Raw genomic sequence first — 14,533 nt, 5'->3', positions numbered from 1 at the left:
GAATCACCCCGGACCGAAGAATCCAAGGAAGGACTCCCATGGCCACCCAGGAAGACGCGAAGGCGATCATCGCCGGCGTCGGAGGCGCCGCGAACATCGCCGGCCTCACGCACTGCAGCACACGGCTGCGGTTCACGCTCATCGACGACGCGAAGGCCGACCTCGGCGCCCTCAAGAAGCTGCCCGGCGTGCTGAGCGCCGTGCAGAGCGGTGCCCAGACGCAGGTCGTCATCGGCAACGGCGTCGTCGGCGTCTTCAACGCGGTCGAACGTGAGCGCGGCGGCAGGGCACAGGGCGTCAGGGCACAGGGCGACGCGGCGAACCGCGCACGCCGGCCTCTCACCTGGCGCCGCACCGGCGGCATCCTGATGGACTTCGTCGTCAGCATCTTCTCGCCCATCGTTCCGGCCATCGCCGGCGCGGGCATCTTCAAGTCGCTGCTCGTCGGTGCCGCGGCACTCGGCTGGCTGCCCGCCGACTCGCAGAACTACAAGCTGCTGGCGGTCATCCCCGACGCGGTGTTCGCGTTCCTTCCCCTGCTCATCGCCTACACGACGGCCAAGAAGCTGAACGTCAATCGGCCGCTCGCGCTCGGTGTCGTCTCGTTCCTGCTGTTCGCGAACTTCAGCGCCCTCATCAATGCCGAGGGCGGCGCGGCTCTCTTCGGCATCACGGTGCAGGCGGTCGCGTATGCCTCGCAGGTCTTCCCGTCGATCCTCGCCGTGTTGCTGCTCTGGCCGCTCGAACGCTTCTTCACGAGGATTTCTCCCGGCCCGATCCGCGTGTTCTTCGTGCCCCTGATGTGCTATCTGATCGTCGGTCCGCTCCTCATGCTGGTGCTCGGCCCGGTCGGCTTCTGGCTCGGCTCACTCCTCACCGGCGCGATGATCGGCCTCTACAGCCTGCTCGGCTGGGTTGCCGTCGCCGTTCTCGCAGCGCTCCTGCCGTTCATCATCGCCGTCGGCATGCACAAGGCGTTCATCCCTCCGACGATCGCCACGATGGCGGCCACCGGCCGTGACTCGTTCTACCTCGTCGCCTCCCTCGGCCACAACGCGGCGGAGGCCGGCGCGTGCTTCGCGGTCGCCATCCGCACCAGCAGCAGTCGCCTGCGCGCCACCGCCATCTCGGCCGGTGTGTCTGCGATCTTCGGCATCACCGAACCCGCGCTCTACGGTGTCACGCTCCAGAACCGCAAGGTGCTCCTCTCCGTGATGGCCGGTGCATTCGCCGGCGGCGCCTACCTCGGCCTCACTGTCGTGGCCGCTTTCGCGGTCGTCGGCCCGGGGCTCGCGAGCTTCACGATGTTCGTGGATGCCGCGAACCCGATGAACATCCTGAACGCCGCGATCGGCGGGCTCATCTCGGTCGCCGTCGCCTTCGTGATCTCGGCTGTCCTCTGGAAGGACTCGACCTCGCCGACCATCAGGAAGGAACTCGAAGACGCTGCCGAGGGTCTGGCCGACGAGGACTTTCCGGCCGAGATCGCCGCCGAGTCGCTGGGGGGCTCCGGACACAGGCTCCAGACGCACGGCGCTTCGGCTCCGGATGTCGAGGCAGCACCGTCTCGGTCGGCAGGCCCCGGCCACTACGGCCTCATCGCGCCGCTGACCGGCACGCTCATCCCGCTCGCCGATGTGGACGACCCGGTGTTCGCGGGCGGCATCCTCGGCAACGGTGTGGCCATCCGGCCGACCTCGGGAAGCGTGCGCGCCCCCATCGCCGGAGTCGTCACCTCGCTGCTCACCTCCAGGCACGCCATCGGCATCACTTCCGACGGCGGCGTCGAGGTGCTCGTGCACGTCGGCATCGACACCATGAAGCTGAACGGCCAGCACTTCACCACCCACGTCGCCCAGGGCGACCGCGTCGAAGCGGGCCAGCTGGTCATCGAGGCCGACCTCGCCGCCATCGAGGCGGCGGGCTACGACACCACCACCCCCGTCGTCGTCACGAACTCCGACCGGTTCGCCGTCGCCGCGAGCGCAGCCGCGAGCACAGGCCTGAACACAGCCGGCACCATCACAGCGGGCGAGCCTCTCGTCCAGATCACGGAGAAGGAGCTCGCCAATGGCGTTGCCTGACGGATTCATGTGGGGCGGCGCCATCGCCGCGAACCAGGCCGAGGGCGCCTGGAAGGAAGGGGGCCGTGGCCCCGCCGTCACAGACGTGAACAGGTACCGGCCCGAAGCCGATCCGAAGCTCTACGCGATCCATCACCACAACACGGTCGAGAGCATCACGGCGGCGATGGCGGACGACGACGAGGTGTACTACCCGAAGCGGCGCGGTATCGACTTCTACCACCGCTACCCCGAAGACCTGGCGCTGTTCGCCGAGATGGGCTTCCAGACGCTGCGGGTCTCGATCGCCTGGACGCGCCTCTACCCGACGGGAGAGGAGCTCGAGCCGAACGAGGAGGGCATCGCCTTCTACCTCGGGTTCTTCACGGAGATGCGCCGACTCGGCATCGAACCGCTCGTGACGCTCTCGCACTACGACCCGCCCCTCGCGCTGGCTCTGAAGAACAACTGCTGGCTCGACCGCTCCACGATCGGTCTCTTCGAGCGCTTCGTGAAGACCTGTTACGAGCGCTTCGGTCACCTGATCACCTACTGGCTGAGCTTCAACGAGATCGACGGCATCATCCGCCACCCGTTCACCTCGGGCGGGCTGATCGAGGAGACCGTCGAGGGCGACTTCGAGGAGGCCTGCTACACGGCGCTGCACCACCAGTTCATCGCGTCGGCCTCGGCGACGAAGATGCTGAAGGAGATGTGGCCCGAGTCGAAGCTCGGCTGCATGCTCACGATGCTGACGACCTACCCCAACACGTGCCATCCGGACGACGTCGTGGCGACGCAGGAGAAGGAGCGCCTGCTCTACCTCTGCACCGACGTGCAGGCGGGCGGCGCCTACCCGCGACTCGCGCTGAACCTGCTCGAACGACGCGGGGTCACGATCCCGTTCGAAGACGGCGACGCGGAGCTGCTGGCCGAGTACCCCGTCGACTTCATCAGCTTCAGCTACTACATGTCGATGACCGAGTCGGTGCGGCCGGATGCCGAGCGCACCCCCGGCAACACGATCCTGGGAGTGAAGAACCCGTTCCTGGAGTCGAGCGAGTGGGGCTGGCAGATCGACCCGGTCGGCCTCCGCGTCTCGCTCATCGACCTCTACGACCGCTACGGCAAGCCGCTGTTCATCGTCGAGAACGGGCTCGGAATGCGCGACGAGGTGACGGAGGAGGGCCGCATCCACGACCCGTACCGCATCGACTACTTCCGCGCGCACTTCGAGGAGATGATCAAGGCTGTGGATGAAGGGGTGGAGCTTCTGGGCTACACCAGCTGGTCGCCGATCGACTTCATCAGTGCATCCACCTCCCAGATCACGAAGCGCTACGGCTTCATCCACGTCGATATGGACGATCTCGGGCGTGGGACAATGGAGCGTCGCCGGAAGGACTCGTTCTTCTGGTACCAGAAGGTCATTGCATCGAACGGAGCCGACCTGTCGTGATTCCCCCGCGGGTGTCGACGGAGATACCCATGCAGAGCATCAAGAAGGTCCTGAACTCCAGCGTCGTGCTCGTCGTCGATGAGCACGGCGTGGAGCGGGTCGTGCTCGGCAAGGGCATCGGCTACGGCCGGAAGCCCGGCGAGCTGGTCGCTCCGGATGCGGCGCACCAGGTCTTCGTCTCGCTGCCCGAGCGCGACCAGTCGAATCTCGTGCAACTGCTCGCCGAAGTGCCGGCCGAATACGCCGACCTCACGCACTCGATCGTTGAGCTGGCCGAGGAGGCCGGTTTCGAACTCGACCCGCACATCTACCTCACGCTCACAGACCACCTGCACTTCGCGGTCGAACGCCAGCGCAAGGGGCTCGTGACCGTGAACCGCCTCGCGTGGGAGGTGCGCACGATCTATCCGCGGGAGTATGCGATCGGCGAGCAGGCCGTCTCCCTGCTGCTCGAGCGTTTCGGGGTGCAGCTGCCCCCGGAGGAGGCGGCGAACGTCGCCTTCCACCTGGTGAACGCCGAGGTCGGGAACGCAGGGGTCGACTCGGTGCGCGTCGTGCAGCTGGTGAGCCAGGTGGCGACCATCGTCACGCACTCGACCGGCGTGCAACTGCATTTCGACGACCTGCACGGGGCGCGGTTCGTCGCGCACCTGCAGTACTTCGCCCAACGCTTCTTCGCGGGGCGACTGGCCACCAGCGACGACGACTTCCTCTTCACCAACCTCAGTGCCCGCTACCCGTCGGCCGTTCTCGCGGCCGAGCGCGTGCGGGCGCTGGTGCAGCAGGAGTACGACCAGACCCTGCCGAACGAGGAGATCGCCTTCCTCGCCCTGCACATCGCGCGGGTCGTCGCCGACTGAACCGGTTCCCGACCACCTGACCGCTCGACCACCTCCCGACCACCCGATCGCGTCCCGACCACCATGCCTCTCGACCACCTCCCGACCTCCCGGAGCTCCATGACCGACAGCGCCCTCCGCATCCACCTCGTGCGTCACGCCGAGACCCTCTTCAACGTGCGGCGCCAGCTCCAGGGCTGGTGCGACTCGCCTCTGACCCCGCGCGGTCTGCGCCAGGTCGAGGCGCTCGGTGAGTACTTCGCAGGGCTCCCGCTCGTCGCCGCCTTCTCGAGCGACCTCACCCGCACGCGCACCACCACCGCGGGGGCCCTGGCCGGGCATCCGCACCTCGTGCCCGAATGGATGCCCGCCCTCCGCGAATGGAACTTCGGCGGCTGGGAGGGCCAGCCGAACCCCTCCCTCTGGACGCCGATCTTCGAGGCGCACGGCTACGTCTACGGAACAGCCGGCCACTGGGACCAGCTCACCGTTGAAGGTCCCGACACCGTGATCGACCTCATTGCGTCGACGGACACATCGGGGATGGCGGAGGATGCCGCCGCCGTGAACTCCCGGATGCGCGACGCGGTCGCGGCCATCCTCGGCGCCGCAACCAGTGGCGACGTACTGGTCGTCGCCCACGGTGCCGTGCTGCAGTCGCTCGCGCCGCTGCTCGCGCCCGGGGCCCGGATCAGTCCCGGCTACCCGAACTGCGGGGTGACGACGGTGACGATCTCGGGCGGGCGGGCCACGCTCGGCGAGCTCGACGCGAGCTGTGCGCTTCTGGATGAGTCGTTCCCCGCACTGGTGCTGCCGGGGGCTGCTCCGGTGGCCTGACCCTCCGGCCCGCCGGCGGAGCCGCGGCGTGGCGACGACCCCGCCCGAACGTGCCCGGCCCCTAGAATCGGGGGTGAAGCGACCGGTCGAGGGGATGAGCGGGTCGTTCCGAGTACGGCCCCACGGTCATCCGCGAGTCGAGGGAGGGCACCGATGGCGTTCCTCGCTGCGATCGTTGCCCTCGTCGGTGTGGCGGTCGCCCTCGCAGCGCTCGTCTTCCTGCACCTGGGCCGCACGGGGCTGAGCCCGATCACCGCGGCCGTCAGCGAATACGGCATCTCGGCGCTCCGCGGCGGTTACCGGGTCGCCACCGTCGCGCTCGGGGTCGCGGCCATCGCCCTCGGTGTCGCCATCACCTTCTACCTGGCTGTGCCGAACCTCCCCGCGTTCCTCTTCCTGCTGCTGTTCGGCGTGGTGCTCCTCGTCATCAGTTGGGCGCCGACGGATGCGCCCGGGACCCCGCGCACAGGAACGGGCCGCGCGCACACCGTGCTGGCGACGCTCTTCTTCGCGTCGGCGACGGTGGCCGCGTTCCTGTGCAGCGCCTCGTTCGCGGGGGATCCCGTCTTCGGACCGATCGCCGGCCCCTCCAGCGCGCTCGCGTGGGCGATGGCGGCGCTCGCGGCCTTCGTGGTCGCCACCGTCGTCGCGCCGGCCGCGCGCCCCGTGTTCGGGCTGGCCGAGCGGCTGCTCTACGCCGCCGTCCTGCTCTGGATGACGGTGGTGGCCGTCGCCGTGCTGGCGCGCTGACGCGCCCCGCCCCCTCGCCGCCCGTCGCTCTCGTTCCGCGCCGATTTGGGTCATCCGCCCCTGCGCGCGCACGCGCTGTTGACCCAAAGGGGCGCGCTTCCGGCTCGCAGGCTGCTAGCGGGCTGCTCGGCGGCGCGGGGGGATCGTCCGGGGGGATGAGATCCGGCCGCCGGGCTGGGTGCGGGGCGCGCAGACCCCTAGCGTGAAGACATGCCCGCCCCGCTGAAGCTCCTGCGCCCCGCCATCCTCCCCGCCATCGCGGTCGTCTTCCTGGTGCTCTGGATCATGGCCGAAGCGGGCCGCATCCACGCCATCTCGTTCTACATCGCCCTCGCGGCGTATGCCCTCGCCATCGGCATCGCCCGGGAGTTCCCCCGTATCGCGCTCGGGATCCTGCTCGTGGTGCCGCTGGCCCAGGCCGCCGGGCTGCTCGAACGGCCGCAGTCGACGACCTGGCAGATCGCTGGGGCGAGCATCCTCGTCGCCTTCGTGGTCGCAGCCCACGCCTCACCGCGCGTGCGCTGGGCAGGCCTGCTCATCGTGGTGCTGCACGCTGTGCTCGTCGGCTTCCTGCTGGTCTTCACCGGCGACTGGCTGGGCTGGGCCGGGGGAGGGCTGCGGTCGTCTCCCGGCGAATACCTGCGCTACGCGATCACGCTCGCCGTGGTGGGCGCGGTGTTCTGCGCCGCAGCCTGGACCGCCGGCTTCGCGATGACGGTCAGCGCCCGCCGCCGTGACGACCGCAGGCTCCTCGACGAGGCAGAGGCCGAACTGACGCTGGCGGCCTTCGAGCTGCAGGGCGTCAAGGAGCGTGCGCGCATCGCACAGGAGGTGCACGACGTGCTCGCCCATTCGCTCGCTGTCGTCGTCGCCGTGGCCGACGGGTCGCGCTTCCTCCGGGAGACGAGGCCCGAGACGACCGACCTCGCTCTGCGGGAGATCGCCGACACCGCGCGCACCGCCCTCGGCGACCTCCGCGGGCTGATCGAGGGGCTCCGCGACGAGCTGCCCGATCGTCCGCAGCCCGGCCTCGAGGATCTGCCCGCGCTCACCGCCCGGCTCACGGCGGCAGGCATGCCCGTCGAGGTGCAGGCATTCGGGGACCCGCGCCCGCTCACCCCCAGCCAGGAGCTGGCCGTCTACCGCATCGTGCAGGAGAGTCTCACGAACGCGCTGAGGCACAGCGGTGCGCATCCAGCCGCCGTGGTCACCCTCACCTGGGAGGGCCCCGGGCTCGCGCTCGCCATCACGAGCGCCGGCGACGGCGTGCCTCCGGGGTCGGCGGCCGCGGCATCCCCCGTGTCGGCAGGCGGGGCGTCTGAAAGCTCGGCAGGTGGGGCACTGGATGCCCGGCCGGGGTTCGGGCTGCGGGGGATGACGGATCGAGCCCGGCTCGCCGGCGGCTGGCTCACGGCTGGCCCGGGCGACGGTGCGAGTGGTGGCGACGACACCGACTATATCGTGACCGCCTACATCCCCGCCGCGTCGCAGGCATCTCAGGCGCCGGGGGAGGAGGCCGCGTGAGCCCGATCCGCGTGCTGGTCGTCGATGACCAGCGACTGTTCGTCTACGGCATCCGGATGCTCATCGAATCCCAGCCCGACCTCGAACTCGTCGGCTCGGCCGGCGACGGGGCAGAAGCCGTGCGACTGGTCGAGGATCTGCGCCCCGATGTGGTGCTGATGGACATCCGGATGCCCGTGATGGGCGGCATCGAGGCGACGCACCGCATCACGCGGGGGTCCGGCGGCGCTCCGGATGGGGCCCTGCCGCGCGTCATCGTGCTGACCACGTTCCAGCGGGAGGAGGCGGTGTTCGAGGCAATGAAGCACGGGGCGAGCGCGTTCCTCACCAAGGATGCGTCGCCGGAGTCGGTGCTGGAGACCATCCGCACCGTCCACGCGGGGAATGCTGTCGCCTCACCCGCTGCGACACTCGCGCTCGTGCGGGAGTTCGGGGCTGCACCGCCGTCCGGGCCGGGCCGCCGACCAGCACCCGGCCCCGCCCCGCTTGACGCCCTGGCACCCCTCACCCCGCGCGAACAGGAGATCTTCCTGCTCGCCGCCACCGGCCTCAGCAACGGCGACATCGCGGCGTCGGCGTTCATCAGCGAGACGACGGCCAAGACGCACATCCGCAGCATCCTGTCGAAGCTCGCCCTGCAGAGCCGCGTGCAGATCGTCGTCTTCGCCTATGAGAACGGGTTGCTGAGGCTCTGAGCCGGGCGGGGTTGGCCGGCTGCCGGGTCGGCAGGGTCGATCGCCGGCGCGATCGCCGGGTCGCGGGGGCCGGATGCCGGGTCGGCGGGCCCGGGTGCGGGTGCGGGTGCGGCGGTGCGGCTGCGTGCGGCCGTGTACGCGGCGACGGCGAAGGCGATCCCTGCGAGCACCAAGCCCACTGCGCCCGGGTAGCCGACTCCGGGCGGTGAGTCGTACGACGGATTGATCGGTTCCAGCAGCACATATTCGACGAGCTGGTCGCCGGCGAGTGTCGCCAGCAGCGGCACGCCCCAAGCGATACGTACGCGCACTCCCGTCGACGTCGCGATGAGCAGTGCGGAGGCGGTGATCGGCACCGCCGTTGCTGCGAACCAGACCACGAGGCCCACCGCGTAACCGGCGACCCCGAAGGCGCTTCCGCTCGCGGCGGCGAGCAGCTGGCTCACACCGACCAGCGCGAAGACGGCTGCGGCCCCGATGCAGAAGATCCGTGTGACGGAGGCGCTCCGGCTCTGCAGGGCCGGCAACGACCTCGCTCCGAAGAACCAGAAGGCCGCCAGGAGCAACGACGAGATACCGGCCAGGGGAACGGCGACGGGGATCGCCTCGAACGGTTGGCTGACAATCTTGTAGTCGAACGTATGGTTCTGGATCAGCGCACATTCCATCCCACCGAGATCCCGGATGCACGGGGCCCACCTGATCGTCGCGGCGACCGCCTGCAGCGCCCCCGCGGCCAGCAGCAGAACGGAGAGCGTCACGAGCGGCCTCCGTGCGTGCATCCGCGCCGCCGTGCTCGTCCGTGCGCTGCCTCTGCCTCGCGCTTCGGCGCTGCTCCCGCCTCCGGTTCCGCCTGGCTGTGCCGATGCTGGTCGCCCCATGCCCCGATCCTCCACCGAACCAAGGCCCACCGCTACCGGGCCCGGGTGAACAGATCGCAGCTGCTGGCACACGCGATCACACCGGGCAGGAATTGCCCCGCGGCGGCGAGTCGGAGCGAAGGCGATGCTGGCTAGCTGTTCTTCCGCGCGGGGGCGGAGTCGCGCACTACCAGAGTCGGCCGGAACACGGTCGCCGAGTGCCGATGGGTGTCGTCTTTCTCGGTGATCTCGGCGAGCATCATCTCAACAGCGGCATTGCCGAGGGCGAACTTCGGCTGGTCGACCGTGGTCAGTGGGATGGGCGCGTCTGCCGCAGGGGCGAGATCTCCGTAGCCGACTATCGCGACACGGTCGGGAACCGCGATCCCGTGATGCGCGAGGCCGCGCATCAGGCCGATCGCGAGCAGATCGTTGGTGCAGAAGACCCCGGAGGGCAGTTCCTTCTCGAGCAGGCGTTCTGCGATTTCCACACCGGCTTCGGTCGTCATGTCGTCGACCTCGTACTCGACCAGCGAGTCCGGATCGCGCCCGGCGGCGCTCAGGGCGGCCCGAGCGCCTGTGCGGCGATCGGCGCACTGGGGGATCGAGTGCGATCCGTTGACCAGCACGAAGTCCGCATCGCGGCTCTCGAGGAGGTGCTGGGCGGCAAGTCGGCCACCGAGCACGTCGTCGATCGAGGTCGAACAGCCGTCGGGAGATTCGCGGTCGATGAGAACGAGGTGCGTGCCGAGGGAGCGCAACCGGGAGAGCCGCCGGTTGTCTGCGGTGAGGGGAACGACCAGCGCCCCGGCGGCCCTGTGCTCGGCGAGCATCTCGAGCTGGTCGAGTTCCCGGTCCGGGTCGTCCTGGCTGTTGCAGAGGATCACTCCGTAGCGGTGCCGGTCGGCGGCGGCGGTGACCCCTCGGGCGATCTCGGAATAGAACGGATTCGAGATGTCGGGCACCACGAGCCCGATCAGACGGTTGCTTCCCCGCCGGAGGGAGGCGGCAGCCGTGTTCGGCACGAAGTCCATCTTCGCGATGACGGCGAGCACGCGGGCTCGGGTGGCTGCAGAGACCACATCCGGCCGGTTGAGCGTATTGGAGACGGTGGCGATCGATACGCCCGCTTCTTTCGCCACGGCGAGAAGCCCGATGCGGCTGCCTGTTTCTCGGGCCATCGATGAACCTCCAGGAGCAGGGCGATAAGGACAGGGTACGGGATCCGTCGCACACTGAGACGAAATTAATCGTTACAAACTGACTTTAGACGATCTCGATCAGTCAAATAAAGGCATCTGGACGGATCCTGTCGACGAGGAGCGTCGAATAACTTGAATCGTTTTAGATACTCCGCTAGTGTCCAGACATCGCACGATTTTCCCAATGGAGGGTGAGACACCGGTGTCTTCCGTATTTGACTCGCAGTTCGTTTCGTCGGCGCTCGCTCCGCGGCGAAAGACGGTCACGAAGATCGGACTGGTCGCGGGCGGTCTGGCCGCCTACTGGCCGCAGTTTCCGCATCTCCTGCCCCAGCTCGAAGAGTCCGCGGCCTTCGTCCGCAGCCGGTTCGAGTCGATGAGTGCCGAGGTGGTCGACGTCGGTTTCATCTCCGATGCCGAAGAGGCTGCGCTTGCCGCAGAGACGCTCAGGATCGCCGACCCGGACCTGGTCGTGATCTTCCTGACGACCTACCTCACGTCTTCGATGATCCTGCCGATCGCCCAGAAAGTGACGGCGCCCGTGCTGATCATCGACCTGCAACCGTCGTCGAAGATGGACCATGACTCTTTCGGAACAGGTGAGTGGCTCGCCTACTGCGGCCAGTGCTCGGTTCCCGAGGTCGGAAACCTGTTCCGGCGGGCCGGGGTCGCCTTCCGCTCGGTCACCGGGCATCTCCGGGAGGAACGGGCATGGACGCGGATCGACCGCTGGGTGATCGCGGCCGGTGTCCGGGCGCGCTTCGAGGGGGCGCGCCACGGTCTGCTCGGCCACCTCTATCCCGGGATGCTGGATGTCGCCACAGACCTGACGCGCGTCTCGACGACGTTCGGATCCCACATCGAGGTTCTCGAGCCCGACGATCTCCGGGTTCGGGTCGAGGAGGTCACCGCTCTGCAGACGGCCGAACGCAGGGAACTGGCGCGTCAGATCTTCACTATCGACGATTCGGTCAACGACGAGGACTTCGACTGGGCCGCGAAGGTCTCGGTCGGGCTCGACCGTCTGGTCGAAGACTTCCGTCTCGACTCCCTGGCGTACTACCACCGGGGCCTGGCGGGTGAGATCCATGAACGTCTCGGTGCCGGCTTCATCCTCGGGTCGTCGCTCCTCACGGCCAGGGGTATCCCCGCCGCGGGCGAGTACGAGCTCCGCAACAGCATTGCAATGCTGATCAGCGACGCGATCGGCGCCGGCGGATCGTTCACGGAGATCCAGGGCATCAACTTCGACGACGGTGTCGTGGAGATGGGCCACGACGGCCCGGCGCATCTTGCGATCAGCAACGAGAAGCCGGTTCTCCGCGGGCTCGGCATCTTCCACGGTAAACGAGGCTACGGTGTCAGCGTCGAGTTCGACGTGCAGCCCGGCCCCGTGACGACCCTCGGGCTCGGGCAGGAGCACGACGGCAGCTACGTGCTGGTCGCATCCGAGGGCACGGTGGTTCCGGGTCCGCTCCTCCGGATCGGAAACACCACCTCCCGCGTCGACTTCGACTGCCACCCCGGCGAGTGGGTCGACGCGTGGAGTTCCACGGGAGTCAACCATCACTGGGCCCTCTCGGTCGGGCACAACGCCGCCACGTTCCGGGCTGCCGCGAGTCTTCTCGGTGTGCCGTTCCGCGAGGTGCGGGGTACCGAGGTCGTCGACCGTCCCGTTCTGCTCTGACGGTCATCCGGGCGCATCCATCCCCCCCCCCACCTCCCCGAACGAAAAGGCAGGCAGAACCCATGATCGAACTCGTTCCCCGATTCCCCCGCACGCCGCCGGCGCCGCTCGTGCGCACACCTGTGGCCGCACCGCGGATCGCGCTGGTCGCCGGAGGGCTCGGCGCCTACTGGCCGCAGTTCGACGGCCTCCTCGACACCGTGGGTGAGACGAACGTCCGCATCACGGCGCACCTCGAGGAGCTCGGCGCGACCATCGTCGACTTCGGGATCGTCTCCGATGTACCCGAAGGTGCCGCGGTGGCGAAACGGATCGCCGCCGACGATGTCGACATGCTCTTCCTTTTGGTGTCGACGTACCTGACCAGTGGGCAGATCCTCCCGCTGCTGCGCGACCTGAACGTTCCGATTGTGGTGATCGCCCTTCAGCCGTCGCCGAAGATGGAGCACGACACCTTCGGAACCGGGGAGTGGCTGGCCTATGCCGGCTCGGCCGGTCTGCCGGAGATGGGGGTGGCTCTCGAACGCCTCGGCAAGCCGGTGCACGCCGTAGCCGGACACGTCGACGATGCTCGGGCTTGGGAACGCATCTCCTCCTTCGTCGCCGTCGCACGCACGATGCGACTCCTCCATTCGGCGCGGCACGGCATGATGGGGCACCTGTACCCGGGAATGTTCGACATCGCGAGCAACATCACATCGGTGTTGAAGACCCTGGGCGGGCATGTCGAGATCCTCGAATACGACGACCTCAGGGTGCGCTACGAAGCCGTGACGAGCGAGGAGATCGACGCCGTGGTCGAGACAGTCCAGGCGACTTTCAAGAAGGCCCCGGGGGCGGATGCGGAGAACATCCGCTTCCAGTCACGCGTGTCTGCTGCGCTCGACAGGCTCGTCGCCGACAAGAACCTCGACACGCTGGCGTACTTCCACTTCGGGCAACCGAGTGACATCTACTACCAGCTGGCCTCGGGCTTCCCCATCGGCGCCACCCTCCTCTCGAGCCGAGGCATCCCGACTGTCACCGAGTTCGAGCTGCGCGCGGCGATCGCGATGCTGATCACCGGGGCGCTCGGCGGCGGCGGAACCCTGACAGAGGGCCAGGCTCTCGACTTCGACGCCGGAGTCGTCGAGCTCGGCCACAACGACGCCGCCGACATGTCGATCGCCGAGACGCCGCCGACGCTTCGAAACCTTGCGGTCTTCCACGGCAAGGGCGGGGGAGGCGTTTCGATCGAGTGCGGTGTGGCACTCGGGCCGGTCACCCAGTTCTCGATCGGGGAACTCGGCAACGGTCGTTTGAAGTTCATCGTCTCCGAGGGTGTCGCGGTCGACGGCCCGCACATCAGGATCGGCAACACGACCACGCGGGTGGACTTCGGATGCGACCCGGGGCTCTGGACCGAGCAGTGGGCGATGTCGGGGTCGACCCACCACTGGTCGATGGGGCGCGGGCACCTGGCCGGCGACATCCGGCTCCTCGCCGGTCTTCTCGGCGCAGACTTCCAACTCGTTCAACCCTGAGAGAGCATCGGTAGAGAGGCAGAACCCATGGCATCGACAACAGTGACAACCACGACAGAGACAACCACCGAGGCGACGTCCACGGCGCTTCCGCCCCTCATGAAGGCGTGGGTGCTGCATGGCAAAGAGGACATGCGGCTCGAGGAGCGACCGGTGCCGACCCCCGGGGCCGGCGAGGTTCTGCTGCAGATCGGCTCCGTCGGCGTGTGCGGGTCTGACAAGCACATGTTCTTCGAGGGTCGGGCCTCCAGCGACATCCTGCGAGCCCCGGTTGTTCTCGGCCACGAATTCGGCGGAACGATCGTCGGTGTCGGCGAGGGCATCGACCCGGCCCGCCTCGGCGTGCGCGTCGCCGTCGAACCCCTCGTTCCCGACTGGACTTCCCGCGAAGCCCGCGAGGGTCGGTACAACATCGACCCGAACCAGCGGTTCTTCGGAGTTCCCGGGCTCGACGGCGCGCTGCAGCAGTATCTCGTGGTGCCGAGCGACAACGCCCACGCGATTCCCGATTCGGTGTCGGATGATGCGGCCGCCATGGTCGAGACGATCTCTGTCGCCCTCAACGGAGTCGAGAAGGCGGCTCTGCCGATGGGATCACGCGTGGTCATCGTCGGCGGCGGACCCGTCGGTCTCTTCGTGGCGCAACTCTGCCGGGCCCAGGGCGTCGGAACCATCGCCCTGGTCGAGCCGCAGGAGTCGCGCAGGAACGCAGCCGCAGGGTTCGGCTGCGTGACCTACTCCGACCTCGCGGAAGCGGGCGGGGACTACGACGCGTTCATCGACTGCACGGGTGTGGCGTCGGTGCGCCACGACGGCTGTTACACCGTGCGCCCCGGTGGCCGAGCCGTCTTCATCGGCGTCGGCGCGGAGGATGCCACTGTGCCGATGCCCGCCGTGATCGAGCGCGAAGTGTCGATCCACGGCGTCATGCGGTACGCGTTCACCTGGCCGAAGGTCATCGCGATGCTCGAGGCCGGCCTCATCGAAGCCGACGGCCTGGTGTCACGCACCCTCCGCATGGATGACGCCCTCGAGGCGTGGACGAGGCCGCTCGCGACCGAGGTGAAGACGATGGTCCTGGTGGGCGAGTAGCG

At 68.4% G+C, this 14,533-nt stretch carries 12 protein-coding genes; 10 read left to right on the top strand and 2 right to left on the bottom strand.

The window, feature by feature from the left end; all coding sequences use genetic code 11:
- Positions 1-38: 38 nt before the first annotated feature.
- The 7 genes from B7R21_RS16430 to B7R21_RS16400 all read left to right on the top strand — a co-directional run bounded on the left by B7R21_RS16430 (position 39) and on the right by B7R21_RS16400 (position 8,167).
- Positions 39-2,084 carry a glucose PTS transporter subunit IIA gene (locus B7R21_RS16430; protein WP_116284340.1) on the top strand — a complete coding sequence of 682 codons (2,046 nt, stop codon included), beginning with the start codon at positions 39-41 and terminating at the stop codon, positions 2,082-2,084.
- The gene (locus B7R21_RS16425) at positions 2,071-3,522 is read left to right on the top strand and encodes a glycoside hydrolase family 1 protein (protein ID WP_116284339.1); all 1,452 of its coding nucleotides are present in this window, start codon (positions 2,071-2,073) and stop codon (positions 3,520-3,522) included. The genes B7R21_RS16430 and B7R21_RS16425 overlap by 14 nt, the downstream gene beginning before the upstream one ends.
- Before the next feature lie 29 nt (positions 3,523-3,551).
- Positions 3,552-4,382 carry a PRD domain-containing protein gene (locus B7R21_RS16420; RefSeq protein ID WP_116284338.1) on the top strand — a complete coding sequence of 277 codons (831 nt, stop codon included), beginning with the start codon at positions 3,552-3,554 and terminating at the stop codon, positions 4,380-4,382.
- Positions 4,383-4,481: 99 nt separating this feature from the next.
- Positions 4,482-5,198: a histidine phosphatase family protein gene (locus B7R21_RS16415; RefSeq protein WP_172592232.1), complete on the top strand. Its 717-nt coding sequence runs from the start codon at positions 4,482-4,484 to the stop codon at positions 5,196-5,198.
- A 153-nt stretch (positions 5,199-5,351) separates the two neighbouring features.
- A complete protein-coding gene (locus B7R21_RS16410; RefSeq protein ID WP_116284336.1) occupies positions 5,352-5,948 on the top strand; it encodes a DUF998 domain-containing protein in 597 nt (198 codons plus the stop codon).
- A gap of 210 nt (positions 5,949-6,158) precedes the next feature.
- Positions 6,159-7,472, top strand: a complete 1,314-nt coding sequence (locus B7R21_RS16405; protein WP_116284335.1) for a sensor histidine kinase — start codon at positions 6,159-6,161, stop codon at positions 7,470-7,472.
- On the top strand, positions 7,469-8,167 hold the full coding sequence (locus B7R21_RS16400; RefSeq protein WP_116284334.1) for a response regulator: 699 nt from the start codon (positions 7,469-7,471) through the stop codon (positions 8,165-8,167). Before B7R21_RS16405 ends, B7R21_RS16400 begins: the two co-directional genes overlap by 4 nt.
- Here B7R21_RS16400 and B7R21_RS16395 read toward each other — a convergent pair.
- Both B7R21_RS16395 and B7R21_RS16390 read right to left on the bottom strand, forming a co-directional pair.
- The gene (locus tag B7R21_RS16395; RefSeq protein WP_116284333.1) at positions 8,140-8,928 is read right to left on the bottom strand and encodes a hypothetical protein; all 789 of its coding nucleotides are present in this window, start codon (positions 8,926-8,928) and stop codon (positions 8,140-8,142) included. The genes B7R21_RS16400 and B7R21_RS16395 overlap by 28 nt on opposite strands.
- Positions 8,929-9,179: 251 nt before the next feature.
- The gene (locus B7R21_RS16390; RefSeq protein ID WP_116284332.1) at positions 9,180-10,208 is read right to left on the bottom strand and encodes a LacI family DNA-binding transcriptional regulator; all 1,029 of its coding nucleotides are present in this window, start codon (positions 10,206-10,208) and stop codon (positions 9,180-9,182) included.
- 223 nt (positions 10,209-10,431) lie between these two features.
- Here B7R21_RS16390 and B7R21_RS16385 point away from each other — a divergent pair, with 223 nt between their 5' ends.
- From B7R21_RS16385 to B7R21_RS16375, 3 genes are all read left to right on the top strand, one after another.
- On the top strand, positions 10,432-11,916 hold the full coding sequence (locus B7R21_RS16385; RefSeq protein WP_253259866.1) for an L-fucose/L-arabinose isomerase family protein: 1,485 nt from the start codon (positions 10,432-10,434) through the stop codon (positions 11,914-11,916).
- Positions 11,917-11,978: 62 nt separating this feature from the next.
- Positions 11,979-13,439, top strand: a complete 1,461-nt coding sequence (locus B7R21_RS16380) for an arabinose isomerase (RefSeq protein WP_116284330.1) — start codon at positions 11,979-11,981, stop codon at positions 13,437-13,439.
- Positions 13,440-13,466: 27 nt separating this feature from the next.
- The gene (locus tag B7R21_RS16375; RefSeq protein ID WP_216364275.1) at positions 13,467-14,531 is read left to right on the top strand and encodes an alcohol dehydrogenase catalytic domain-containing protein; all 1,065 of its coding nucleotides are present in this window, start codon (positions 13,467-13,469) and stop codon (positions 14,529-14,531) included.
- Positions 14,532-14,533 lie beyond the last annotated feature (2 nt).

The organism is Subtercola boreus, assembly GCF_003399625.1.
GTDB lineage: Bacteria > Actinomycetota > Actinomycetes > Actinomycetales > Microbacteriaceae > Subtercola > Subtercola boreus_C.
The sequence above is the reverse complement of the archived record's forward strand: the minus strand, read 5'-3'. Positions and strand labels throughout refer to the sequence as shown.